The sequence below is a fragment of the Neolewinella agarilytica genome (assembly GCF_900110645.1).
Lineage (GTDB): Bacteria > Bacteroidota > Bacteroidia > Chitinophagales > Saprospiraceae > Neolewinella > Neolewinella agarilytica.
In genome coordinates, this window is record NZ_FOFB01000008.1 from 167,265 (window position 1) to 191,619 (window position 24,355).

Sequence of the window (24,355 nt, forward strand, 5' to 3'; positions counted from 1 at the left end):
CCGCGCCCTCTATTTACCTTTGCCCTGAAGCAATACCACCACGGTATAGAAGAGAATCTTGAAGTCCAGCCCCAATGATCGGTTCTCGATGTAGAGAATATCGAATTTCAGTCGCTGGATCATCTCATCGACGTTGCTGGCGTAGCCGTATTTTACTTGCCCCCAGCTGGTGATGCCCGGGCGAACTTTCAACAGATGCCGATAATGCGGTGCCCGCGCGCTGATGAGATCAATGTAATGTTTTCGTTCAGGGCGAGGACCGACGAGGGACATCTCCCCCCGCAGTACGTTCCAGAATTGCGGTAATTCATCCAGCCGCCATTTACGCATTACGGCCCCCCAGGGGGTGCAGCGATCATCAGTGTCACTACTCAGTTGAGGGCCTCCCGCTTCTGCGTCGAGATACATCGAGCGAAACTTGATGATATTAAAGGGCTGTCCGTTAAGGCCGATTCTTTCCTGCTGATAAAAAACGGGCCCCTCACTGGAAAGCCTGACCCGAATAGCGATATAAGCCAATAAGGGGCTCAGCAAAACGAGCATGATGGCCGAGACAAGCAGGTCAATTACCCGCTTCAGGAAGCGTTGCCAACGTGGCATCATCTCCTGCCTGATCTCGATGAGAACGGCTCCGAAAACGTGGTCCATCTTTACGGAGCCGAGCATGATGTCGTACATGTCGGGGATGATCTTGACGAGCACTTTCTCCTCATAGGCAGAGAGGACATTGAGCAGCTCCCGCAGTCGGTTATGCTGACTGGTTTCGATGGCGATGATGACTTCTTCGACGTTGTGGGTTTCAATGACTTCGGCCAGTTTTTTAAGATTTCCGAGTAAAGGCAGGCTTCTACTCAGCAGCGGCGGCGCAGAGCGCCGCGAATCAACAAAGCCCACAAAACGATACCCCAGCCCCTTCGGCTGATCACAAATTTCCTGATGGAGGTTGACGGCCGCTTCGCTACCACCGATGATGAGGGTGTTGAAGCTAATCTCCCCCGCTTTGAGTCTTCTGCTCGCCCGGGTCAGGAGGACCATTCGGAAAAGGGCTGTAATGGAGAAGTGGAGGCCCAGCAGCGTCAGAAAATTCTGGTAGTAGTCATGATAATCTCCCGCAGCATCATCGAGCAGAATGGCGAAGAATAACAGCAGGACACCACCCGTGGAAAGCAGCAGTGTGTGGGCCAGCGTGCTGAGGCGGCTGAGACGATAAATGTCGCGATACTGATCGAAAAGGGCGTAGCCCAAAACCCAGCCGAGGGGAATGATGATACTGCCCCAGAAATAGTTGATATCGGTCAGGCTTTCGGGCGTAACGATATTGCCTTCCTTCCCGCTGCGAGCGAGGAAGAAGACCGTCCAGGCCAGCCAGGCAGCCAGAAAATCAGCCACCACATACACCCTCCGGTCGCGGCGGCGACGGCGGGCCGTGTCTGGCCGAAGGCCGGGAGGTTGATTTGGTACGGTTTGGGTCAAGCGCTAAAAGTAAAGCAGTTTAATATTGTCGAGATAGACTTCTGCCTCCGTTTCATCAGGCGGCAGCAAAGCCGATAGGATCAGTTGAAATTCATCGAGGTTGGCCAATACAATTACTTCACTCAGGTTGAAGTAGATTTTCGTCCATTCATTCCGCGGGGAAAATCCGGGGTCAAAGACCCGGACGTTTTCAATTCCCCGGTTACCCGTTACGCCCCAAACCACCGGTGCTTCGCTCCGGAAATCGAGTTCGAGCCAAACGTAGGGCCGAACGTCAATCAGGCCCTGCAGTTGCTGAAAGGTGGCCAGCTCAATGAGCGGCTCATCTTCATTAAGACGGAGACGACCACTAAAGCTTCCACTTCTTACGACATCCTCAACCCGCGTAAACGTGGCCTCGCCGACCACCACTTCGGTAAATGCCCGGTTAGTGCCAAGCTCAAAGTCTTCAAAAACAGCTGTCTTAACGTCGGAACGGTAAGTGATGGGCAGTACTCCAAGATCAATGACTTCACCTGGCACCAGGTCCAGCGTCCGGGTAACCGGAGTGTAGAAATCATACACGTCCGGAGTAGCGCTGATCCCATTTTGCCGTATGCCGGCTTCCAGACGGATATTCTGACTACCAAGGGCATTAATCGGGATTCGGGCCGGAAGGGGGAAAGCCCCGATGAAGGAGTTATCATCATCGAAGAAAGCCCAAACCTCGGTTATGTTCGTAGTCTCAGGTCCGTTCCCGGCAACCGTAAAGTTGAAATCTTCCACCAGGACGAAGGCCGGAGCCACCTCCAGGTCCGGCGGGCAGCCGGTCAGAAAAATCAAAGCGGCCAGAAGAAAAAAGAGCTGTTTCATTTAGTGTTTTTGAGCGAAGGCAGGGTAACAAGCTCACACCGTGGGCTGGGGCAACTTCCGCTGGTTATCGTTCACCGCTTCCATAATACGATGTGCTAAGGCTAACGCACGATAACCGTCTTCGATGCTGACGGCAGCGGGTTTTCCGTTGGTTATGCTGTCCGCAAGACTTTCCAGCTCCATCTGAATCGCATTAACGGGGCCGCTATCGGGCTGATCGACGTGAATAATGCGTTTGCCCTTCGGGGTATCCAGGGGGAATTGCTGTCCAACGGCCGGTATATCCTTTGAGTTCTGCTCAAATAGGCGGACGACCTGGCTTTCCTTCTCCAGCAAATCGAGGCTGATGTAAGCGTCGGGTTGGAAGAGGCGCACTTTGCGCATATTCTTCAGGCTGATGCGGGAGGCGGTGAGGTTCGCTACGGCTCCGCCCTTAAATTCGATGCGGGCGTTGACGATGTCGGGTTGATCGCTCAGGACGGCCACGCCGCTGGCGCGCACATCGGCCACTTCATCGTCGGCCAGCTTCAGGATGATGTCCAGGTCGTGGATCATAAGATCAAGCACAACGCTGACGTCTACCCCGCGCGGGTTGAACATGGCTAAACGATGGGCTTCAATGAAGTAGGGCTTTACCGTCAGATCACCCAGGGCGAGCAGGGCGGGGTTAAAGCGCTCTACGTGGCCAACCTGCACCAGCTTGCGGGTTTTACGGCTGAGCTCAATGAGTTCTTTGGCTTCCTCCAGCGTTTCCGTAAGGGGTTTTTCGACGAAGACGTGGCAGCCCCCCAACAGTGCCTGCTTCACCAGCGCGAAGTGGGTGGGCGTTGGGGTGACGACATCGACGACATCGCTGGCGGCGATCAGTTCTTCCGGGCTGTCGTAAGCCTTCACGTTAAACTCGGCCGCTACGTGGCGGGCCATGTCAGTATCGGCGTCGTAGAAGCCGATCAGATCGTAGTGCGCCCTGGCCAGGCGAATGCACTTGAGGTGAATTTTACCGAGGTGGCCGACCCCGAGGAGACCCATTTTTAGCATTAGACAAAGGTAGGAATTCTCGATTTGCTGCGCAGTACTTCGTGCTCTTGATTCTCGATATTTGATATTAGATTTACGCCATGCGTAACCTTTTACCGTTTGTCCTGCTCTTTACCTTTGCTTGCTCCTCAGAAGAGCCTTCATCCCACCTGCGCCCCGTCGCCCAAACAACGGAAGAAGTACCGGATTTCAGCGATCCCAACGAAGAAGTCTACAACGTGGCGCTGCTCATTATGGACGGCGTCTACAATACCGAACTGACGGCGCCCTATGACATTTTTCAGCACACGATTTTTCGCGACGGTATCCGGCCGATGAAGACCTTCACCGTGGCCGCGAATCGCGAACCGGTAACGACTTTCGAAGGGATGCGAATCCTGCCCGACCTGGGCTATGAGACTGATAAATTGCCGCGTATCGACATCCTCGTGGTGCCGAGCGCGGAGCACCACCTGGACAGTGATCTGGAAAATGAAGCACTGCTCGATTTTGTCCGCAAAGTAGATGAGCAGGCTACCTTCGTTACCAGTCATTGCGACGGCGCCTTCGTGCTGGCCAAAGCGGGTCTGCTGGACGGGCATGTGTCTACCACTTTCCCGTCCGACATCGATAAAATGCGGGAAATGTTCCCCGAGCTGGACATTCGCAAAGACGTGCTTTTCGTACACGACGGCAAGTACATCACGAGTGCTGGCGGAGCGAAGTCCTTCGAGGCCGCACTCTACCTCGCCGAGCACCTCTATGGCGACAGCATCGCCCGCTCACTGGCTGGCGGGCTGGTGATTGACTGGGAGTTGGAGCAAGTACCGCACTTAGTGGTAGGGGAGTAAGGGAGTAAGGGAGTAAAGGGAGAAAGGGGAAAAAGGAAAAAAGGGGGGACGTGGATTGATAGGAGCTTGATTTTGCGCCAGACACAGTTCAGTTAACACTCCCCAAAACAAGAGGAGCAGACTGCAACGCGGCAATCTGCTCCTCTTAAAGTATTCTCGTATCCTGCAACTTGGATCAGCCTGCAAGCCGGAATCTGCAACCTGTAATCTGCAACCTGCAGGTTACTTATTCGCTACGATCATCAGCTCCAGGCCAACGTCGTTGCTGATTACCTTATCCTTAGTCAGCCCTTCGATGGCGCTGTTGCCATAAACGATTCCCCAGTCCAGGCGGTTAATCGTGAACTTAGGAGTAGTAGCCTTAAACTGGCCGCCATCCATGCTTACGGTAGCGGGGATCGTTACGTTACGAGTTTCCCCTTTGAGGGTAAGGTCGCCGGAAATTTCGTGGGTTGTTCCGTCAGTAGTTTCGCTAACGGGCTGGACTTTGGTGATCGTGAAAGAAGCCATGGGGAACTTTTCCACTTCAAAGAAGTCTTCGCCTTTGAGGTGACCGATGAGCTTGTCGCCTCCTTTGTCAGCAGGCATATCCGTGTTCGTAATCTGGCGGATGTCCATCGTGAATTTGCCACCAACGAGCTTACCTCCGGCGATGCGGAGCTGGCCGTCAGAAACGGGGATCGTACCGGTATGGCTGTCGCCAAGAACCTTAGCACCTTCCCAGTTGACGACACTGGCGGCGGGGTCAACAACGTACTGGGTAGCGGCTACGAGTTCAGTCGTTGCACCGGCGGCTTCACCAACGGCTTCAGAGGAGCCAATGGCTTCCCCTTCAGGGCCACCGCAGGAAGCAATAATGGTCGCAAAAGCGAGGAGATAGAAAAAGCGTTTCATAGTCAATGTTGGTTTGTGGAGTGGGGCAAAACACGCCCCGGTCAGATTTTATATTAAGTGAGTAACAGCAAACATAGCTCCCTTGTTAAGCCGTAAGGCAAAAAAACAGGAATTAAATGTACCAACATCAGCCAGTAGTTGCGCTGAGGCTGGGTCTTGCTTTCTGATAGTTCCACCGGGATGCCTAGCCCCAATCAGTGTGGAAGATTCCTTTTTGGTCGATCCGCTCGTAAGTATGAGACCCGAAGTAGTCTCTTTGGGCCTGTACCATATTGAGCGGCAATCGCTCGGAGCGGAAAGCATCAAAGTATTGGAGGGCAGAGGACATACACAGAGTGGAGATACCGCGCTCGTTAGTGAGGTGAAGTACTTCTACCACAGACTCCCGACAGCCGTGCAACTCATCGCGGAACTGGCGGGTGGAGATCATGTTTTTCAGCTTTGGATGATTGCTGAAAGATCCACGAATCTGTTCCAGCAGGCCGGCACGGATGATGCAACCACCACGCCAGATGCGGGCAATGCCTTCCATGTCGAGGTCGTAGTTGAGCTCTTCGCTGGCTTCGGCCAGCAGGTGCATGCCCTGGGCGTAGCAGATGATGAAGCTGAAATAGAGGGCTTCTTCGACGGCCTTAGCCAGGCCATCGCCCTTCAGAGCAACTTCGTCGGGGTGGATCTCGCCATATAGCGTGGACATATCCTGCCGGAACTCTTTGAAAGCGGAGATGCCACGCATAGTAACGGCGGCGTCAATGGTTGGTACGGGGACGCCGAGGTCCATCGCCGTCTGGCTTGTCCACTTACCGGTGCCCTTTTGCTTGGCTTTGTCGAGGATGACGTCCAGCAGGTGACCATCTAATTCATCGTCACGCTGCTTCAGAATATCGGCGCTGATTTCAACGAGGTAGCTGTTGAGGCGGCCCTTGTTCCATTTGTCGAAAAGGGCGCTCATGTCATCGTTGCTCATACCGCCAACGCGCTTGAGTACATCGTAAGCTTCAGCAATGAGTTGCATCAGACCATACTCGATGCCGTTGTGGACCATCTTTACGTAGTGGCCGGAGCTGGATTCACCGATGTAGGTAACGCAGGGCTCACCGTCCACCTTAGCCGCAACGGTTTCGAGGATAGGCTTAACGACTTCCCAGGCGGACTTGTCACCTCCAGGCATAATGCTGGGGCCGCGGCGGGCGCCTTCGGCGCCACCGGAAACACCGGTGCCGAGGAAGCGGATGTTCTTCGTCTTCAGATACTCGTAGCGGCGGTTGGTATCGTCATAGTGGCTGTTGCCGCCGTCGATGATGATGTCTCCTTCGTCGAGCAGAGGTAAGAGGCCTTCAATGACGGCATCAACAATTTTACCGGCGGGCACCAGTAACATGATCTTACGGGGTGTGCTCAGCAGGCTCACGAATTCCTTTTGGGTATGGACACCTTTGACGTTCATCCCTTCGCCTTCTTCATTGAGGGCGTTTACGGAGTCTTCGTTGATGTCAGTGCCGAGGGCGGCGAAGCCGTCGTCAGCGACGTTGAGGAGGAAATTTCTTCCCATAACGCCAAGGCCAATCATGCCAAAGTCGTAGAGTTCGTGAGTCATTGCTGGATATATTTTGTGGTTACCGGGGTACTTCCCTTATCTGCAAAGGTAAGTCTTTCGGCTTTGTTCGTTTTTGGGCGCAGCCGCAGGTGCAAAGATTGGACGAGAAGCAGGGGTACTAAGACAGGTAGTAGGGCTAATTCCTTCCGTTCAGATTACCGGGCAAACAACCTGAAGAGAATTGGCTTTATTAAAAAATCGTTGCAACAGAATAATTTCGTTTCTACTCAACAATTGGACTTTCAGTTTGCAAAACACATTTATTAAATTCGATATAAGTTAATGTTTATGAATTGCTTGGTTGTTGTTGTTGTTGTTGTTAAAATTGTGGCATCTAATAAATGAGAGTAAACAATGTTAATTTTTCTCTCTTATTTTCTGCTTTGGAATAAGCTTGAGTTTTAGCCCTGTTACTTTCCTGAATCTTGTTTTCATAAAATTATTTTTATTGAGTTTGTTGATGACCTTTGGGTTGTCTATGACAAACACCAGTTCGCTTGCTACAGATGGTAGCGAAGAAAACCTGTGCCTGAGTGAGTACAGCTTGGTTGATTCAACCGTTCCTATGGAAGATACTCACCCTTGCTTAGCCGGTTGTGAGGAATATATTGTAAGGACTTACTGTGGAGCAACTGTTAGGTTTCAACATTGTCCGTGTCCGTGGTTTCCACCCTTTCAAGTCCAACGCTACAACATAATCAGGGGTATATGCGGCGATGGCAGCGGCGGAGGGGCGCCTTAAAATATGTATTCAGATAACTGAATGATCTAATAACAATATTTATGTGGGGAAATAGCGTTTTTGCTACGTCCCCACACTTTTTTATTTTATTTATTATGACCAAATGGATCCTATTAGCTTGTATCTCTGCATTTGGAAGTGTTTGTTGTGCGCAGTTGACTAAAACAGTCGACTATGCTTTAATCTACGACCTTTCGTACATAAGAGATACCTCTACCAACGAATACCACCATGGCTATGAATGCCTCGCCATACGGGCGGGTGATGAAGGACGTTTTCAAGATTTTAACGCTCATTTTAACGACTCCATAATCCTCTCATTTGAAGAACGCTACCCTGGTTTGAATACTGCATCACTTCCTAAGGATAAACTTAACGCAGTATTGGACGAACTCGATGCCACCATGGCAAAATGGCAAAAGCCGCATACTGATAAATACAGGATAATAAAAGATTTTGGTAAAGGTCATTCAAAAATGGTGTCGATCTACGACTTAACTCCTCAGCACCTTGAACAACCATTAGCGCAAGACTGGCAGCTAACTGCCGTTCAGGACACCCTTGCCGGAATGCGCTGTTATCAGGCAACAACATGCTATGGTGGCCGTAATTACGTGGCCTGGTATAACCCCGATATTCCTATTTCCGACGGTCCCTACGTTTTCGCTGGCTTGCCCGGCTTAATTGTGAAAATAAGCGACGAGCAAAATTGGTACAGTTTTACGCTTAAACGGGTAAGTTTAGAACCGCACGAACGCTTTTGGAATGATTACTTTATGCTGTCCGCCAGTACGCCCGTTAGTCGGGAGGTATTTGTCCAAACCATGAAAGAAAGAAAAGAGAACCCTAAGATACCTGGGCTCATTGGACAAGAGCCAGAAGAGGTACGTCTCCGCAGGAAGAATGGATTTAAAAAACGCTTCGATTTGCTATTAGAGCAAAACAACTAGCCCGAGCATATGCGGCACCACTTACTCCTTCTGATATTCTTTTTTGCCGCCTGTTACTTCGGTACACTTTGGGGGCAGAAAAACCAGTTGACGGGGATAGTGACGGAAATAAGCGGCGAGCCACTAGTCGGTGCCAACCTGATGGCTAAAGACGGGTTGGAGGGGAATATTTTAGCTTTTGCGATCACTGATTCCAAGGGTAGGTATCAGCTGCTCCTACCGCCTGGCCTCGACTCGCTCTGGGTGGAAGTGAAGCACCTGACCCAAAACGCTGAGGGAAAGTGGCTACCCAATCGGTCGCAGGAACTCAACTGGCAGCTCTTACCGCGCACTTACGAGCTGCCCACCATGGAAGTCACCCAGCAAGCCGTAACCCGGCGCGGCGATACGCTGATCTTTGACGTGGCGCAGCTACGGGAGAAAAGCGACCAGAACATCGAACAGCTCCTCCAACGCATACCGGGCATCACCGTCAGTCCAGAGGGGCAGATCAGTTATGAGGACCTACCGATTTCCAAGTTCTACATTGAGGGGCTGGATCTACTGGAAGGCCGCTACGCCATCGCGACCCGCAACCTGAGCGTAGACGCCATCCGCGACGTTGAAATACTGGAACGTCACCAACCCATCCGGGCGCTGGATTCCATCATCGTGCCGCCAAACGCGGCGATCAATCTTCGTCTGAAGTCCAGTATTACGTTCGCGGGAACGATGGAGGGTGGCCTTGGGCTTTCCCCGGCGCTCTACGACGCTCAGGGAACGGGCTTCGGTTTCACCCGCCAGCAGCAGTTCAACGCCATTGGCTCGGTGAACAACATTGGTAAGCGACGAGCCAATGATTATCAGAACTTTTACGAGGACACGGATTTCCGCCTGCCCCTGCTGTCACCCACCCTCGCTCGCAAACCTTTTGGCTTACCGACCGAAGCCTATCTCGATAACCAGGAATATACCGGCAGCTTGAGCTTTTTACGCAAAATCAAGGACCAAAGTCAGTTCAAACTGAATGGCTTTGTCGTTACCGACGCGATAGACTTTCAGGGGGGTAACACTACTGTTTTTCGAGACGATAACAACGCGGCAACCTTCAGCGAAAGCTTAGTCGCCCGCCAACAAATTGACCGCCTCAACGGCCGCCTGCTCTACGAAATTAACCGCAAGCGCTTTTACCTCAACAGTACGGTGGAAGTAGAAGCCAATCAGGACGAAACCCTGGGCGATAATGTTGTTAACGGCGCGTTCGTTCCGGAACAATTCGGGCAGGAAGATTGGGAGGTCGACGGAAACTTCCAGGCCATTGTACGCCATAAACAAAAAGCATTCCAACTCTGGGGCAACCTCAACTATCAGGAGCAGGATGTGGCGCTGGCCGTTGCACCACTAGTGGTTTCGGTGCCGGAGCTACCTCTACTCACTTTGGATACGGCCCGGCAAACAGCCCGGCGTACAGCGCTGACTGGTAACGTGTACACCAGCCTGGCAACCAGGAAAGGACGATGGCAGGCCAGCGGCCGGGTGGGGCTGAAATTCGAGCGAGAAACTCTGGGCTCTATCTTGCAGGAGGACCGGTCGGGGTCTGAACGTCTACCCGCAGCCTTATTTCAAAACGACACCCGCCAGCGGATTTTGCGCCCCTATTTCTACCAACAGCTCAAACGGGAAACTGACCGTCATTTCTGGACGCTCACGTTGCCACTTTCCCTTGACCTGTTTTCCTACGAAGACCGACTCCGACGGGGTGCCCTACGCCAAAACCTCTTGGTGACGAAGCCTGGCCTGGGCTACAGCTACCGTTTCCCGAAGGGACAATTCCTTTCCTTCGGCTACAGCTTCAACCTGGATTACCAACGCGACAACCAGTTGTTTGAGGGCTACATCCTGCGCCGCAACCGGTTTTTTGACCGCACGGCTGCCGACGTGAACCGCTCCCGGGCACACCAGCTGTCCGTAAGCTTTAGGGGGAATAACCTGGCGTCTACTCTTCGCTACCAGACTAACCTCAGCGCAGGTTTTACGTCCACTGATCTACTCGCCGAAGCCAGCTTCGATGCCACCGGCCAGAGCCAGAGCCTTGTACAGGAACGAAATACGAGGAGGCGCTATGCCTGGGGAAATCGACTGGTATGGGCCGTTAGTTCCGGCTTCGAATTACGGCTGAATACGGAGTATACCCTGGCGAACTACCCGATTGTGCTCAATGGCCGGGTAAGTCGTCAGTTTTACGATCAGTTTAGCCTGAAATTGGAAATGGAGCAGGTATTCTCCAGCGCGGTTTTCCGGCTGTCTCCTGAGTTGGTCCGCACTTTCAGTGACCTGGCCAGTCTGGTGCAATGGCAGGAAAAGCTTGGGGGTAGTTACTACCAGAAGTTGCCCGATGGCTGGGGAGCTACCCGGTTACAATACACCTACCAAAATTTTCGTAACGACGATCGGACGGCAACGACGAACCTCCTCAGCATGAGTTACGAGCGCAAGGTATTTGACGATAATTGGGAGCTGCGCCTAGTAGCGCGCAACTTACTCGGAACGGAAACTTATCAGTGGTCAGGCATTGATGTGTATGCGGTTTCTGCTTCCTCTTTCCGGCTCCGTCCCCGGCAATTATTCGTGAGCCTGAAGCGCACGCTTTGAGGGTACATTTAAGCATAGGGTGTTCCCTTTATTGAGTTACGGGCATGACGGTTTTTAGAAGCTAGCTCGCAAGAGCTTCGTAGCACAGGTCTGGGGTTTGCTTCGCAGCTGCCTCCGGCGGTTAGCCCAGATAAGGCCCCAAAAAACCGTCACGGCTCATCCCCAATAGACGGAACACCCTGCATTTAAGCACCAAGAATATAAACCCTGATTACCATTTACTGCAGGGCGCAGCCGCAGGTGCAAAGTGGATTATAAAAAAGCAAGGGTAAGCTGGCGGCGCTTTTGCCCTTGCTCCTTTTACCCCTTCACGGCACCCGCGCGCCGTCGCCCTAATGGTAGAAATAGATGAAGGCATTGTCCCGCCAGACGAGGCTGTCGCTCACCACCCGTTCTTTCCGGATTTTCAGCAAATGCTCCCCTCTGCCCAACTGGTATGTCGGCATGGTATACAAGAGTCCCGGCTGCTCCCGCTTCGGGTGATGATAAAACCGCCAGCTCGGTGCCACCACCAAACTATCGTCTACGTACAGCTGCAAGCCGCTCGTAAAGGCCAGCAAAAGGCTGTCCATATCCGCTTTGTCGTTTTCCTGGTCACCGATTCCCACAATCCCTTCCAGCACGAAACTGTGGATTCTGGCCGGCTCCAGCCCGGGAAACTTCTTTTCTATGCGGCGATTGTCCATCTGCCCGATGTAGGGAACGAAAACATCCAGATAATCCCTGGTAAGAATGCGTTCCCCGATGGTCGCCTGAATAACGGTTTCCGCATCAAACCCTGGTCGGGCAATGAAATTCTCTTCGTAGTTACCCGGGTTGACCCGGTCTGCGCCGTCCCTGTTTTGCAGCGGGAAATAAATATTGCGGACCAGCACTAAAGAGCTCACACAAAGCCCCGCCAGAATGATGACCCAAAGCCAGCGAACGAGTTTTCGACCAAAGGGCAGGTCGATCAGATTATAGTAAAAGGGGCGATAGAAGCGAGCCAGCGTAACCCAGCCCATGAAGCGATAAAAGGGGAAGTAGATTCTTTGCAGCCACTTTCGTTTTTTTATCCACCCGAAGGTTACAAAGTCAACAAAGTATACCCCGCCCAGCAGGTAGCCCATCAGCGCAACGAACTGAAGGGCGAAAAAAGCCAGGGATCCAGACTCCGGAAATCCACCGTTGAGTAGTACAATCAACTGGTTGATCATGCCCACAAACAGCAGGTAGGTTCCGAGGCTTATGACACAGAAAAAAAGCAGGAAGGAAAGAGAGAAGGCAATGCTGCACTGATTCTCTAAGCGCTCGATGTAGTCGTCAAATGAGCCTAGCCGTCGGCGTAGCCAGCCATCAAATCTGGGCTGAAAATTCAGTACTTCAAAGTCAAAGTCATCCGAAACAGAGCGCAGCCCGATAGCCCCGATCCATAGCCCCCGCAACAGTAAATGCAAGAGGAAAGATGCCAGCAGGGTAAAGTAGGAGATGAGGAGAATGAAATACCCTACGGCAAACAACTGGCTCGCCATGTTGCCGCCAATCACCTTGATCAGTAAAGGTCTTTGATAGTCAACAATTGGCCCGTAGGCCCCGATCAGGAGGAAGATTACCACCCCACTAATGATAAGTTCGAGCTGCCAGCTGTCTTGCTGGATGGTATTCAGCCAGTTGGTGAGACGTTTCTTCTTTTCTTCCATTGGCAGCATAGCTTATTTGTAGAAGTAAATAGTGCGCCCGTCGCTCCACCGGAGCGTATCTCCCGAAATGATTCTGGTTTTGATTAAAAGCTCGTGGCGGCCAGGCGGGAGATCATGTACCGGGATCATGTAGGAGGTACCCGGTTGCTTTCGCTGATTATGAAAGTGAAAGAGCGGAGTGACATGATGGTACAGACTGTCGTTAATGTACAGCCGGGTTTTCTTCCTGAAGGCGTTGAGAATGCGTTCATAGTCCGCATCGGGGTTACTTCGTTGACCGATCGTGAAAGCCCCATTGAGCTTAGTGCCGGTGTATTGGCTTACGTCCAGCGTAGGGTCGATGAGGAGTAAGCGCGGGTCATCATTTACGGGGATATAGGGAACGAAGGCTTCGATCCAACCGCTGGGAGAGGCATATCTGCTCTTTAGGCTTGTCCGCCAGATGCGGTTGAAATCGTTGCCTTCTTCGTCGTCGTAATTATTGGCGTCTTGCCAGACCTTACCATCACCGGTCATCACCGGAAAGTAGGCGTATTTAACCTGTTCAATGGAAGCACCTGCCAAAATCAGTACAATCACGAAGGGGAGCAGTAAGGCCAGGTAACGACCAAACCGATGGTCGATCAGGTTGTAGTAGAGCGGCCGGTAAAAGCGGGCGAGGGTAACCCAGCCCATAAAAATGTAGAGGTAGTAGTAGGGGCGATTTACCCAGCGGAGCTTTTTTAACCAGCCAAGGGAAATGAAATCAATGAAGTAGATGAAGCTGAATAGTATCACCACCAGGCTCATCGTTCCAGCCCCGCCCAGGATACCCGTGCCCTGCCATTCTCCCCCAACGATTAAAAGGAAGCCACGCTGGAGGACAATGGCTACCAACGACCAGCTTACTAAGGAGAGAAAACAGAAAAGGATCAGGAAAGCAATAGTGAAAGCAACACTACAGAAGCGTTCCAGGCGGTTGATGTACTCATCAAAAGAACCTATTCGCCTCTTCAGCCTTTGGGTGAAGCGAGTTTTGAAGTTTAGCGCTTCATAGTCGATCTCTCCGGAAACGGAGCGTAAACCCACCGCTGCGATCCAGAGGCCGCGCAAAACGACGTGAATCAAGAGGCACATCAGTAAGGAAAAATAGGCGGTGCGAAGAACGTAATAAACGAAGATTACCGTTCGGAAGCTATTGGAGGTATTGGCCAGCAGCATCGCTTCGTACTCTAGCTCGGATAGCGGTTGCCACCCACCAATGAGTAAGAAGATGACGAAACCACTGATCAACAACTCGAGTTGCCAGCTTTCCTGCTGCAAATAGTCCAGCCATGACTTGGCGGTCTGTTTGTCTTCCTGAGTATGTTTGCTCTCCTCCATAGCGAGGAGAAAGATAAGAATTACTTCTCCAGATCGGCGATTTTACCCATCCGGCGCAGCTGACGGGGAAGCGCCGCGTACTCCGCCTCCAGAAAAGCGTCTACCAATGTCTCCGCCAGCGCGATTCCGATCACGCGCCCGCCAAGGCAGATCATATTCATATCGTCGTGCTCAACGCCCTGAGCGGCGGAATAAGACTCGTTAATGAGGCAGGCCCGTACGTTTTTAATCTTGTTGGCCGCAATACTGGCCCCTACGCCCGAGCCACAGCAGGCGATGCCCCGGTCTACTTCCCCCGCGCCAACGGCGCGGGCCAGGGGGATGACGAAGTCCGGGAAATCATCCGCCGCATCGTATTCAAAGGCTCCGAAGTCCTTTACGGTGAAGCCCTTCTTTTCGAGGTAAGCCTGAATTTGTTGCTTGAGTTCGATGCCGCCATGATCGGTAGCGATGCCAATTGTCATATCGAGATAGTTGAATTTATCCGCTTGGAAAACGTAAATTTTACGGACTTGGGCCAAAATTACTTCGATTAGGGCGTAAACCTTCCTAAAAGTCGTCACCTTTGATAGATAAATATACCTGGCGTTACTTTGTCAGAGCCCACACGCCCCAAAATGACTTTTCATTATGCCCAATAATCTTGATCCTCACGTTCTCGTCATTTTCGGCGCTTCCGGAGATTTGGCACAGCGTAAGCTTGTTCCAGCGGTTTTTGATCTTTTCCGTGGCGGCTATCTGCCGAAAAATTTCGCCCTGCTGGGGGCGTCTCGTACGGACTTTACCGATGAAGCCTTCCGCGACAAGGTGGTCTTCAACAACGAACATTTTGATCAAAAGGACGCTACGGACGAACAGGTAAAGGAGTTTTCAGAAATGCTCTTTTATCAGGATCTGGCTTCTTACGACAGCGAGAAAGACATTAAAGCCCTGGCGGCCAGGCTGAAAAAACTGGACAAAGAATTGAAGGTTGGCCAGAATTACATCTTCTATCTGTCCACCCCGCCAAAGCTCTACAGCACCATTCCTGCAGCACTGGCAAAGGCGGGTCTTAACGAGACTAAGGAAGGTTGGGCCAGACTCATCGTGGAGAAGCCCTTCGGCTACGACGAAGAGTCCGCCGTTAAGCTCAATCGGGATATTCAGACGCATTTTGAGGAAAACAGTATCTACCGAATTGACCACTATCTGGGGAAAGAGACGGTGCAAAACCTGTTGGTGACACGCTTTGCTAATGGCTTCTTTGAGCCGCTTTGGAATCGTAATTACGTTCAATCTGTTCAGATTACGGCCTCAGAGACCGTTGGTGTTGGCAGCCGTGGCGGCTACTACGACGAGAGTGGCGCCATGCGGGACATGGTACAAAATCACTTGCTGCAGGTACTGGCGCACGTAGCCATGGAGCCCCCCATCCGCGCAGATGCACACAGCATCCGTAACGAAAAACTGAAGTTGTTCCAGTCGTTGCGTCCCATCACCCGTAAAGACGTGAAGAATCAGGTCATACGTGGTCAGTACACGGCCGGGGTAACGGAAAAAGGAAAAGAAATCGCTTACCGTGATGCCCCCGGAGTACCCGATGACAGTAAGACTGAAACCTACGTAGGGATGAAGTTTTTCATCGACAACTGGCGCTGGGCGGGCGTTCCTTTCTTCGTGCGGACGGGCAAATGCCTGCCGCTGAAACTGACGGAGGTGGTAATTACTTTCAAGAACCCCCCGCAGGCTATTTTTTCGGAGTACGATGATTACGCTATGAGCTGTGACAACCAGCTCATCATCCGTATCCAGCCCGATGAAGGCATGGCCCTTGAGTTCGGAATGAAGGTACCGGGAGAAGGTTTCCGCGTTAAGAATGTGGACATGGACTTCTTCTACCGCGACCTGACGAAGAACGATGTGCCGGCGGCCTACACCCGGCTCTTGCTGGACTGTATGAAAGGCGAGCCTACGCTCTATGCCCGCGGAGACAGTGTCGAAGCCGCCTGGGCTTTCATCGATCCGATTCTGGAAGCCTGGAAGAACGACGAAGTGCCCATTTACAGCTACCCCGCAGGTAGCTGGGGACCCTTGCAGGCGGATGCGCTCTGGATCGGTGAAGGGGCCGGTTGGCGAAATCCTACGGCTACCCTGACGGATAAAAAACACTACACGAAGCAGTAAGAAATGGCGGTACTTCTGCAGGCTCAGCAGGGGGCGCGCACGCGGGTGCGATGGGAGCTTGTAAAGCAGTGGAAGCCCTGGATGAGGTACTGTCCACAGTACCTCATCCGGAAATTCGCCTTATTTCTTATTCCTCTCCCTTCCCAAAGACCATCTCCAGATACGCTTTGCCCGGGACTCTCTTTGGGGTGAGCTTACTAACGATGACGTAAACCAGAAAGGACATCAGGAATGCCGGGATGATCTCGTGCACGTCGCGTAATGACTCGTAATTAAACCGGAAGGCTAATCGCCAGACGACGTTAACCACCATCCCTGCCACCATACTTGCCATGGCACCTGCATCTGTGCCCCATCGTAAGTACAGGCCTCCGAAAATACCCGGAAAGAAACTGGCGGCAAAAACGGCACCGGCAAAAGCCGTCAGTTCTACGATACCCGCAATCGGATAAACGGACAGCAGCCACACCAGGAAAAAGGTAAAAACACAGTAGGCGAACATGGCCCACTTCGTGCGGGGGATGAGTTTGTTCTCCTCCATCGGCCGCAGCACGTGCCAAATGTCTTTCACCATGGCGGTGCCGATAATGATGATGACGGAGGCGAGGGAAGACATTCCCGCAGCAAACAGACCGGCTACACAGATACCGCTGACAATTTTGTTGTCAAATTTATCCAGCATGAAGCCAATCACCTTGTCGGTGTCCTGAATCAGGTAGGCGGCTTCTTCCTGATTAACCATACCGTGTACTAATGCTCCCAGGCCCATGACGCAAATAAGGGAGACGCCCAGAAAGACCGGTGTCCAGATCATGGCAAACCGCATGCTTTTGGCGTTGTCTACGGAGTAAAATCGAATGAGGTTTTTGGGCTCGGAGATCTGCTTCATCCCGATGGAAAGCCCGATGCCGAGGATGTACAGAAAAGAGACTAAATGGCCGAAGGTGACCAGCCCGTTACCCATCGGTTCTCCGCCCTTCGTTGGATGGTCGGTCTGGCTGATGACGATGAACAATTCTTCCACACCTCCGACGAAGATGAAGGGTAAAGTCAGCATAAGGATCGCCACACCAAACATGATAATGCCCTGGATAGCATCCGTCCACAGAACAGAATACATACCTCCCCAGATCGTATAAGCGCAGGTGATGAACAAAATCGCAGCTGCACCCCAGAGATATGGGACATCAAGGACGGTTTCGAGTACTACGGCACATCCTTTGGCAATGCCCGCCATGTACCATATGGTAGCAAATAAAATAATGACGGCTGATAGCAGCCGGATGTATCTGGCCAGGCTGCTCTGATAGCGGAGGTGGAAGTAGTCGGGGATGGTGAAAGACTGCAGCCGGGCGGTATGTAACCGCATTCTGGGGCCGAGTAACTGCCAGGAAATGATGCAGAAGACCGTCCAGATGAAGCCCATCCAGGCCCAACTCAGTCCATACTGAAAAGATTTGCCTGCCTGCCCGATGTAAGTATTGGTGCTGGCCGAGGTGGAAAAGAAGGCAAGTGAGATAACCCAACCGGGAATCTTACGTTTAGCGACGTAGTAATCTGCTACCCCGGCAGAAGCCTGTTTTTTGAAGTGCCATCCTACATAGAGGCAGCCGCCAACGTAGAGCAAGGTGAGGAAAAGGGTGAAAAAGTGCTCCTGCAAATAGTCCATGCAGTTAATAAAATTTTTCTTTTTTTGAATGGCCAGACTTCAATCTACTTCTTTATTATTAAACCCTCAATTACAGGGAGTTGGCAAGGCTCCTCCGGTCTTCTTTGGCACCTGCGTTCGCGCATGAAAGTTCCCCCAGATAAAAAAACAGTTCTAAGGGACAACTAATGCTTCCGTTCGCGCCTTTAGAAAGGGTTAACCCCCTACCGAATGAACGGAGTTTTTCGCGAGATCTGGACAAACCTTTCTGCCACCGAACGAGACGTTGCCACTGCCCTGAGCGTGGTTTACGAAGAACGTTCCGTGCTTGACCTATCCCGACTTCTTAACAAAATTGGCCTGCAGCCGCCAGTTGGCGAGTCTCGTTTTACCCATGCAGTTACGGAGCAGATTGTCCATAAATTGCACGAACTGGGTATTGCCGACCGACATGACGACCGCACCTGGCGCATTGCCGAAGAGCACAGTGAGTCCATCATGCGGCGTGCCAGCCGCCGGCCGGACTTTCCTCACCTGCTCAATGAGGTCCGTCGGGAGTTACCCTACAAGACCTACTGGCAACCCTCCAGCCCATTCGCGCTGATGCGTGAAATTCGCATCGCTTTTTACTTGCAGCAAGAGGCTAATTTTGACCGGCTGCAGAAAGAGACGGAAACCTTCTATCCCGATCAGGCAAAAACGGGTATTTTCATTAATCCGCTTTTCGCCGAGTTCGATGCCCGCTGGGTTGACAAGCTATTACCAGCCTGGCAGGAAATCAATGTCCGCAACGCTTTCCGTAAAGCAATTCTGACGTTGGAACCACTAGCTCCTTTGGTAGAATTTCTGGAACAATATGATGGCATCCGGGAACCCTCCGCCGGGATTCTCCGCGAGCTGCTCTGTGAAGCCTTCGTCTTACAAGGGGCCTGGAGCCGGCTACAACTCTGGGCTGACCTGGAAACGGAGCCCTGGCGTAAGGCCGCTATGAACCTTGTTTATCATGTTCTGCGGGACGATGATGAAGGAGCGTTGGAGCTAATTGGCGATGTTCGGAAGGGATATGAAAGAGAATTTGGCAGCAAGTTCCCCGCTCACCTGGCGGGATATTTTTATCTGCTGGCACTGCTGCGGAACGGCGGGGTTAAAAGTGCGGAAGGGATTGGTCGCCACCTGGAAAGCATTGACCCAACGCAGAACCTGCGCCTCGGAGGCACCTATCTGGTTCTGCGATCCTTATTCGCCTACCTCCGTAATGATGAGCATGCCCAACTGGTAGCAAGCGATGGGTTGATGCGGGCGGAGAAAAATGCTTTTACCCACACCTTTCAGGCGCTTTACCGGATGTGGACGGACAGTTCCACCGACCCGGTCGATACAGCCTACCTGGAGATGCTGGACGCTCTGCGGGACAAAGCCCAGGTGAACGGCTACCACTGGGTGGAGATGGAAATCACCAAAGTATTGGCTTCCCGGCATCCTGAGGAGGATGCGCGTAAAGCTTTTGCCGCCCGGGCGGATGCACTCAGTGAAAAACTGCACATCTTTTCTTTGTCCGATGCGATGCCTCGCATTGAGCCCTGGGAACGAGCGCTCGAGGTCCTGGCCAGCATGGGCCCCTCAGAACAGCGTAATGATAAGCGGTCAAAAAAGACTGCCCGTTTTGTCTGGTTCGTGGATTTTGAAAAGAAAGAGCTCGAACCGCGTGAGCAAACACTTGGTAAAAACGGGAGCTGGTCCAAGGGCCGTAAAGTTGCCCTCAAGCGCGTCAAGCAGGGAGAAGTGGCGGGCATGACTCCCCAAGACGTCAGTGTCGCCCAGGCCATTGAAGAGGATTACAGCAAGTATCACCCTAACGGCCATTATCAAATCCGCTACGAGGATGCCTTACTGGCATTGGTGGGCCACCCTAACCTATACCTCATCCAGAACCCTGCGGTAGGCGTAGACCTGGTGCGCAGAAACCCTCAGCTTCTGATTGAAGAAGGTGATAATCGCCTTTACCTCCGTTTCGCGCAGGAATTCAGCGGTACGGGCGTTCAGGTCGTTAAGGAGACGCCTACCCGGTATCAGGTCATTGAAGTCAATGAGTCCCATGATAATATCCACCGACAAATTGGCGATGGACTGGAGATACCCAAAAGGGCCCGTCACCGCTTGCAGGAAGTGAGCAGAAACCTGAGCAAGGTTGTCGAGGTGCAAAGCACCCTGAGTGGCGTAATTGATGACGTGGATGAGGCGAAGACAGACGAGCGGACTTACGTCCACCTTCTCCCTATTGGAGAAACCTTTAAGGTGGAGTTTTTCGTAAAGCCGCTTCCGGACGATGACCAATACTTTAAGCCTGGCCGTGGCCGCAGCAAAGTGATCGGTGAAAAAGATGGCCAGCGCCGCCTGGCTGAACGCAATATGGCCCGGGAGCTGGAGGCTGCCGAGAAAGTTATTATCGATACCCCGACGCTGCAAAAACTGGTGCACCGGGATTACGAATGGCAGGTTGATGAAGTTGAAGACTGTCTCAACATCCTGCTCGAACTGCAGCCATTACGTGCACTGGACCACATCGTATTAGAGCACCCCCGCGGAGAGAAAATACGCCTGGTGGGTAGTGTCGACTTCGGGGACCTGAGCCTCGGGGTGAAAGAGAAAGCCGGTTGGTTTGACGTGGAAGGAGAGCTGGTAGTCGACGACAATCAGGTCATCAACTTCCGGGAGCTGATGGATAAGGTGGCGGAAAACGAACAGAGCAAATTTATCCAGCTTAGCGAAGGCCAGTATGTAGCCCTTACGGAAAACCTCCGCCGCAAATTGCGCGAGATGGAAGGGCTGCTGAGCAACGGCAAAGACGGCCTGCAACTACACCCGCTGGCTGCGGGGATTCTGGACGATGTTGCCGATCAACTCGGCGGTTTTGAAGTGGACGTTGCCTGGCGGGAAAGCCTGCAACGGATACAGTCCGTAGGGCAAACCATCGCTCGTGTCCCCTCCACCTTTAAGGCGGAGCTACGGCCCTATCAGCTCGACGGTTTCCGCTGGTTGATGCGTTTGGCTGATTGGGGGGTAGGGGCCTGTCTGGCCGATGACATGGGACTGGGTAAGACCATCCAGGGATTGGCCATGCTCCAGGCCCGGGCCGAAAAAGGCCCGGCCTTGGTCATTGCCCCCGCCTCCGTTACCCGCAACTGGGTGCGGGAAGCAGCCAAATTCGCCCCAACCCTCAACCCGGTGCTGCTGGGAAGCGGAGACCGGGCAGAAGTCATCGCCTCCGTAGGGCCCTACGATATGCTGGTAGTGAGCTATGGCTTGCTTCCCTTCGAAGGAGAGGCACTGGCGGCAAAAAAATTCGGCTGTATCATTCTTGATGAAGCGCAGGCCATCAAAAACCGAGGCACGAAACGCAGCCAGGTAGCGATGAGCCTTCAGGGTGATTTCCGGGTTGCCACAACCGGTACTCCGATTGAAAATCACCTGGGAGAACTTTGGAACCTGTTTCAGTTTCTCAACCCGGGCTTACTGGGCACCTTCCAGCGGTTCAACGATAAGTACACCGTTCCGATCACGAAGAACAACGACAATGAACGCCGGCAACAACTCCGCCGGCTCATTCAACCCTTCATTCTTCGTCGCCGGAAGGAAGAAGTGCTCGAAGAATTGCCACCGAAGACAGAAGTTACCCTTACCGTTGAGCTTTCGGCTCCGGAACGTGCTTTCTACGAAGCACTGCGGCAGCGTGCCCTTGAGCAGATTGACGATAGCGAAGGCCCCAACAAGCGTTTCCAGATTCTGGCTGAATTGATGAAGCTGCGCCAGGCAGCCTGCCACCCTCAAATGGTGGACCCGACGGTAAACATCGGTTCCAGCAAGCTGGAGTTACTGGCTGAAACGGTGCGGGAAATCGTGGAAAGCGGGCATAAGGCGCTGATTTTCTCTCAGTTCGTCCGCCACCTTAAACTGGTGGAAGACTGGGTTCGTGAAGAAGGAATCGAGTATCAGTACCTCGACGGTAGCACACCCGGTAAAAAACGGGATGAAGCCGTTCAGGCATTCCAGCGCGGAGATGGAGACGTCTTCCTCATCAGCCTCAAGGCTGGTGGAACAGGGCTTACGCTTACGGCAGCTGACTATGTCATTCACCTTGATCCCTGGTGGAACCCCGCCGTGGAAGATCAGGCCAGTGACCGGGCGCACCGGATCGGGCAGCAGCGTCCCGTTACCGTTTATCGCTTCGTCAGTGAAAATACTATCGAGGAAAAGATCGTTGAATTACACCATCAAAAACGTGATCTGGCAGACAGCCTGTTGGCAGGTACAGAACAAAGTGCCAGCCTCTCCGCTGACGATCTGCTCGATCTGATCAAGTTCGGTTAATGCGCCATCTCTGTTACCTTCTGTTGTTTTCTTTTCTCTTTACCGCCTGTGGAGAAGAGGTTCTTCCCGTGCCTAAGCCCCGGTCTTATCCCCGGGTGAACTACCCGGTTCAGGAATATGAGTTGGCAAAAAACGACTACTGCTCCTTCAGTTTCGAAAAGCCCGTCTCGTCTTTTATGGTAAAAGAAGACACTTTTTTTGAAGAAGTTCCGCCGGACTCTTGCTGGTTTGACCTTCGTTTTGACGAGGCTCTCAACGGGAGTGTTCACTTTTCCTATTACCCCATCGACTCCTACGAGGCCTTTGAGGGGCTAAGAGATGAGGCCTTCAAACTAATGAACGTTCATAATAAACGGGCGAGCGACATCCAGGAAATTGCCATCCATCGCGATGATGCAGATGTACACGGGGTAGCTTTTGATATTGCAGGCGCAGCGGCCAGCCCGTTTCAGTTCTTCCTGACGGACAGCACGACCCATTTCCTGCGCGGAGCGCTGTATTTCGATGCGGAAGTCCGGCCAGATTCTCTCGCTCCCATCATTGCTTACGCTAAGGAGGACATCTTCCGGATGGTGGAAACTTTTAAGTGGGAGCAGTAAGTACGGTTCGCCTTAGAGCGAATTCCCAAACCAGCTTTTAATAATCAAAGGCCAGTTTTTCACTTGGGTACCCGAAGAGGTTGTCCTCTTTGATGATACGCGCTACTTTCTCCGGCACCATTTTCTCCCAACCGTCTTCTCCGGCACGGATCATGCTCAGTACATTCTTGGAGTAAATGTCCAGGTGTTCTGCATGGAAATCCGTCAGGTCAACAATTTGCCCGCTATCCAGCAGGTGCTTGTACAGGAACTTTACACCCTCCGGAATGGGCACGTTCTGCGCCGTCATCAGGTCAGAAGACCCTTCCTGCCGGGCGGGGTAGATGTAGAGCTTCACGTTACGGGTAAAGATCTCCCCGAAGGCCGCCAACAGCCGGCCGTCCTGATTGTCCCGGAACCTTTCGTTAATGAGCTGCAGCAATTCATTAACGCCCAGCACGATGCCGACCGGGGCTACTTTATAGAGGCTGAGGTATTCGATCAAATCGCCGTACCGCTCGTAGTTGGAGATGATAACGGTTTGCCCCAGTTCATTGAGTAGTGTGGCGCGGTGCAGAAAATCCCGTTCGTTGAGCTCAGCGCTGTGCTGGAGGTTGTCCAGCGTTAGTTCTGTGAGCAGGAAGCTTTTAGTGGGGTCGATGCCCTCGGATTCCCGGAATTGTTTATAGCCCGCCCGCAGCATATCCTCGTTGACCAGGGTGGTGGGGCGGAAGCTTCCCCGAACGACCATCACGGATTTACGGTACAGAAACTCACTGGGGTGGATGCTCCGGCCTGCAGGGTTGAACATCGTGATGTCCGTCAGGCCATGCTTTACCAACCAGAGGCTCAGTAAACGGTTATCGACCGGGAAGTCTGGTCCTTCCAGCACGATCATGTCGATGGCGATACGCCCCTTCAGTCCGTCCATCAGGCTGAGGACCAAAGTCTCCGGATCGTCGTGATAATTGTAAGCAGCGTAGATCATGTTTACCCCCAGAATGCCAATAGCCTGCTGTTGCAGCTGGTTGTCATTGTCGAGCATCCGAACGTGTAAGGCCAGGTCATTATAGGTGTTAGCGGCACAATCCAGCTGAAAGCGAAGCCCTAACCAGCCGTTCCCCCGAATGGTCCGGCTGTAGTTGATTGCCGCTACGGTATCGGCGAAGACGAAGAAGGTGGCATCCGGCCGGTCGTGTCGCAGCCGGTCGACCATCAATTCGTATTCGTGATCCATCATTTTGTGAATCCGGCTTTCACAAACGTAGCGCCCTGAGGGCTCAACGCCATAAATCTGGTCGGAGTACACTTTATCGTAAGCACTCATCGTCTTGGCAATGGTGCCAGCGGCAGCGCCGACCTGAAAGAAGTAACGGGCAACCTCCTGCCCCGCACCAATCTCAGCGAAGGTGCCGTAGATTTTCGGATTCAGATTGATTTCGAGGGCTTTCTGATCGGTCTCGAGTAATTGACGTTGGGGCATGGAAGGAAGGCTTGTGAAACGTGAGGGCAAGATACGGCGTTTGCCCTTCTTCCTCCGTATCTTGCCC

Annotated in this window: 16 protein-coding genes; 6 read left to right on the forward strand and 10 right to left on the reverse strand. The window is 52.6% G+C overall.

Annotated features, from left to right (window positions below; genetic code table 11):
* Positions 1-9: 9 nt before the first annotated feature.
* The 3 genes from BM123_RS09360 to BM123_RS09370 are packed head-to-tail and all read right to left on the reverse strand — an operon-like array spanning position 10 to position 3,363.
* A complete protein-coding gene (locus BM123_RS09360) occupies positions 10-1,473 on the reverse strand; it encodes a sugar transferase (protein WP_245748487.1) in 1,464 nt (487 codons plus the stop codon).
* A gap of 3 nt (positions 1,474-1,476) precedes the next feature.
* Positions 1,477-2,325, reverse strand: coding sequence for a hypothetical protein (locus tag BM123_RS09365; RefSeq protein ID WP_090167598.1), 849 nt, complete (start codon positions 2,323-2,325; stop codon positions 1,477-1,479).
* A 33-nt stretch (positions 2,326-2,358) separates the two neighbouring features.
* Positions 2,359-3,363 (reverse strand): Gfo/Idh/MocA family protein, encoded by a 1,005-nt coding sequence (locus BM123_RS09370; protein ID WP_090167600.1) that lies wholly within the window; start codon positions 3,361-3,363, stop codon positions 2,359-2,361.
* A gap of 80 nt (positions 3,364-3,443) precedes the next feature.
* On the opposite strand from BM123_RS09370, the gene BM123_RS09375 reads away from it, so the two are divergent.
* The gene (locus BM123_RS09375) at positions 3,444-4,193 is read left to right on the forward strand and encodes a DJ-1/PfpI family protein (RefSeq protein WP_090167602.1); all 750 of its coding nucleotides are present in this window, start codon (positions 3,444-3,446) and stop codon (positions 4,191-4,193) included.
* A 222-nt stretch (positions 4,194-4,415) separates the two neighbouring features.
* On the opposite strand, the gene BM123_RS09380 is transcribed toward BM123_RS09375, so the two are convergent.
* Both BM123_RS09380 and gndA read right to left on the reverse strand, forming a co-directional pair.
* Complete coding sequence (locus BM123_RS09380; protein WP_090167603.1) at positions 4,416-5,087, reverse strand: YceI family protein; 672 nt, start codon at positions 5,085-5,087, stop codon at positions 4,416-4,418.
* Positions 5,088-5,271: 184 nt separating this feature from the next.
* A complete protein-coding gene (gndA, locus tag BM123_RS09385) occupies positions 5,272-6,684 on the reverse strand; it encodes an NADP-dependent phosphogluconate dehydrogenase (protein ID WP_090167605.1) in 1,413 nt (470 codons plus the stop codon).
* An 837-nt stretch (positions 6,685-7,521) separates the two neighbouring features.
* Between gndA and BM123_RS09390 the strand changes: the two genes are divergently transcribed.
* Positions 7,522-8,376, forward strand: coding sequence for a GLPGLI family protein (locus tag BM123_RS09390; protein WP_090167698.1), 855 nt, complete (start codon positions 7,522-7,524; stop codon positions 8,374-8,376).
* A gap of 9 nt (positions 8,377-8,385) precedes the next feature.
* On the forward strand, positions 8,386-11,007 hold the full coding sequence (locus BM123_RS09395) for a hypothetical protein (protein ID WP_090167606.1): 2,622 nt from the start codon (positions 8,386-8,388) through the stop codon (positions 11,005-11,007).
* 332 nt (positions 11,008-11,339) lie between these two features.
* Here BM123_RS09395 and BM123_RS09400 read toward each other — a convergent pair whose 3' ends face one another.
* From BM123_RS09400 to BM123_RS09410, 3 genes are read right to left on the reverse strand one after another with little or no spacing between them, the layout of a single operon-like run.
* Positions 11,340-12,695, reverse strand: a complete 1,356-nt coding sequence (locus BM123_RS09400; RefSeq protein ID WP_139211825.1) for a hypothetical protein — start codon at positions 12,693-12,695, stop codon at positions 11,340-11,342.
* Positions 12,696-12,698: 3 nt separating this feature from the next.
* Positions 12,699-14,048: a hypothetical protein gene (locus BM123_RS09405; RefSeq protein ID WP_090167610.1), complete on the reverse strand. Its 1,350-nt coding sequence runs from the start codon at positions 14,046-14,048 to the stop codon at positions 12,699-12,701.
* Positions 14,049-14,068: 20 nt separating this feature from the next.
* Entirely contained in the window at positions 14,069-14,512 is a 444-nt protein-coding gene (locus tag BM123_RS09410; protein WP_090167700.1) for an RpiB/LacA/LacB family sugar-phosphate isomerase, read from the reverse strand.
* A gap of 166 nt (positions 14,513-14,678) precedes the next feature.
* Here BM123_RS09410 and zwf point away from each other — a divergent pair, with 166 nt between their 5' ends.
* On the forward strand, positions 14,679-16,211 hold the full coding sequence (gene zwf, locus BM123_RS09415) for a glucose-6-phosphate dehydrogenase (RefSeq protein WP_090167612.1): 1,533 nt from the start codon (positions 14,679-14,681) through the stop codon (positions 16,209-16,211).
* A 127-nt stretch (positions 16,212-16,338) separates the two neighbouring features.
* On the opposite strand, the gene BM123_RS09420 is transcribed toward zwf, so the two are convergent.
* Positions 16,339-17,880, reverse strand: a complete 1,542-nt coding sequence (locus tag BM123_RS09420) for a sodium:solute symporter family protein (RefSeq protein WP_090167614.1) — start codon at positions 17,878-17,880, stop codon at positions 16,339-16,341.
* A 210-nt stretch (positions 17,881-18,090) separates the two neighbouring features.
* Between BM123_RS09420 and BM123_RS09425 the strand changes: the two genes are divergently transcribed.
* Together BM123_RS09425 and gldD are read left to right on the forward strand one after the other, a co-directional pair.
* Positions 18,091-22,227: a DEAD/DEAH box helicase gene (locus BM123_RS09425; RefSeq protein WP_090167617.1), complete on the forward strand. Its 4,137-nt coding sequence runs from the start codon at positions 18,091-18,093 to the stop codon at positions 22,225-22,227.
* A complete protein-coding gene (gene gldD / locus BM123_RS09430) occupies positions 22,227-22,826 on the forward strand; it encodes a gliding motility lipoprotein GldD (RefSeq protein ID WP_090167618.1) in 600 nt (199 codons plus the stop codon). Before BM123_RS09425 ends, gldD begins: the two co-directional genes overlap by 1 nt.
* Positions 22,827-22,863: 37 nt before the next feature.
* Here the strand turns inward: gldD and BM123_RS09435 are convergent, their stop codons facing one another.
* On the reverse strand, positions 22,864-24,288 hold the full coding sequence (locus BM123_RS09435; RefSeq protein WP_090167619.1) for a nicotinate-nucleotide adenylyltransferase: 1,425 nt from the start codon (positions 24,286-24,288) through the stop codon (positions 22,864-22,866).
* Between the last annotated feature and the right edge of the window lie 67 nt (positions 24,289-24,355).

Bases quoted from the DNA above. Each gene is read 5' to 3' on its own strand.
- BM123_RS09365 (WP_090167598.1), bottom strand. From the start codon at position 2,325: ATGAAACAGCTCTTTTTTCTTCTGGCCGCTTTGATTTTTCTGACCGGC.
- BM123_RS09370 (WP_090167600.1), bottom strand. From the start codon at position 3,363: ATGCTAAAAATGGGTCTCCTCGGGGTCGGCCACCTCGGTAAAATTCAC.
- BM123_RS09375 (WP_090167602.1), top strand. From the start codon at position 3,444: ATGCGTAACCTTTTACCGTTTGTCCTGCTCTTTACCTTTGCTTGCTCC.
- BM123_RS09380 (WP_090167603.1), bottom strand. From the start codon at position 5,087: ATGAAACGCTTTTTCTATCTCCTCGCTTTTGCGACCATTATTGCTTCC.
- gndA (WP_090167605.1), bottom strand. From the start codon at position 6,684: ATGACTCACGAACTCTACGACTTTGGCATGATTGGCCTTGGCGTTATG.
- BM123_RS09390 (WP_090167698.1), top strand. From the start codon at position 7,522: ATGACCAAATGGATCCTATTAGCTTGTATCTCTGCATTTGGAAGTGTT.
- BM123_RS09395 (WP_090167606.1), top strand. From the start codon at position 8,386: ATGCGGCACCACTTACTCCTTCTGATATTCTTTTTTGCCGCCTGTTAC.
- BM123_RS09400 (WP_139211825.1), bottom strand. From the start codon at position 12,695: ATGCTGCCAATGGAAGAAAAGAAGAAACGTCTCACCAACTGGCTGAAT.
- BM123_RS09405 (WP_090167610.1), bottom strand. From the start codon at position 14,048: ATGGAGGAGAGCAAACATACTCAGGAAGACAAACAGACCGCCAAGTCA.
- BM123_RS09410 (WP_090167700.1), bottom strand. From the start codon at position 14,512: ATGACAATTGGCATCGCTACCGATCATGGCGGCATCGAACTCAAGCAA.
- zwf (WP_090167612.1), top strand. From the start codon at position 14,679: ATGCCCAATAATCTTGATCCTCACGTTCTCGTCATTTTCGGCGCTTCC.
- BM123_RS09420 (WP_090167614.1), bottom strand. From the start codon at position 17,880: ATGGACTATTTGCAGGAGCACTTTTTCACCCTTTTCCTCACCTTGCTC.
- BM123_RS09425 (WP_090167617.1), top strand. From the start codon at position 18,091: ATGAACGGAGTTTTTCGCGAGATCTGGACAAACCTTTCTGCCACCGAA.
- gldD (WP_090167618.1), top strand. From the start codon at position 22,227: ATGCGCCATCTCTGTTACCTTCTGTTGTTTTCTTTTCTCTTTACCGCC.
- BM123_RS09435 (WP_090167619.1), bottom strand. From the start codon at position 24,288: ATGCCCCAACGTCAATTACTCGAGACCGATCAGAAAGCCCTCGAAATC.